A 906-nucleotide genomic window follows, 5' to 3' on the forward strand; every position below is an offset into this window, starting at 1 on the left:
CCGTGTCGTACCAGTTCGCCGGCTTCGGCAACAAGCCGCCGCGCGACGACCAGCGCCGCTTCATCAATACGCCCGACGGCCTGCTCGAGCTGCTCGACGCGATGCGTCGCGCGGCGCCGGAGCACGGCGGGCTGCGCTACGGCGTCGCGCCGCACTCGCTGCGCGCGGTGTCCGAGAACGGGTTGCGCGTGCTGCTCGACGGGCTGCCCGACGACGCGCCCGTGCATATCCATATCGCCGAGCAGACGGCCGAAGTCGACGACTGCGTGCGTGCCTACGGCGCGCGCCCCGTGCAATGGCTGCTCGATCGCTTCGATGTCGACGCACGCTGGTGCCTCGTGCACGCGACGCACGTCGACGCGGCCGAAACGGCCGCGCTCGCGCGGCGTCGCGCGGTCGCCGGCCTGTGCCTGACGACCGAGGCGAACCTCGGCGACGGCGTGTTCCCGGCCGTCGACTATCTCGCGCAAGGCGGCGTGATCGGCGTCGGCTCGGACAGCCACGCGTCGGTCGACTGGCGTGCCGAGCTGCGCCTGCTCGAATACGGGCAACGGCTCGTGCACCGCGCGCGCAACGTGCTGGCGAGCGACACGCAGGCGCATGTCGCCGATCGCCTGTTCGACGCGTCGCTCGCGGGCGGCGCGCAGGCCAGCGGGCGGCGCGTCGGCGCGCTGCGCGAAGGGTGCCGCGCCGACTGGCTCGTGCTCGATCCCGATCATCCGGCGATCGCCGAACACGACAGCACGTCGTGGTTGTCGGGTATCGTGTTCGCGGAGCACGGCGAGACGCCGGTGCTCGACGTCTACACGGGCGGCGAGCGCGTCGTGAGCGGCCGCCGCCATCGCGACGAAGCCGTCGCGTACGCCGACTACCGCGCCGCGCTGGCGCAACTGCTGCGCTGACGCG

1 protein-coding gene is annotated in these 906 nt (G+C 73.0%); it reads left to right on the forward strand.

The window, feature by feature from the left end:
- Nucleotides 1–902: amidohydrolase family protein (locus tag L810_RS43785; protein ID WP_042978560.1), on the forward strand; the 902-nt coding region annotated here is incomplete at its 5' end.
- Nucleotides 903–906: the final 4 nt, after the last annotated feature.

This window comes from Burkholderia sp. AU4i (genome assembly GCF_000466765.1).
Classification (GTDB): Bacteria; Pseudomonadota; Gammaproteobacteria; order Burkholderiales; family Burkholderiaceae; genus Burkholderia; species Burkholderia cepacia.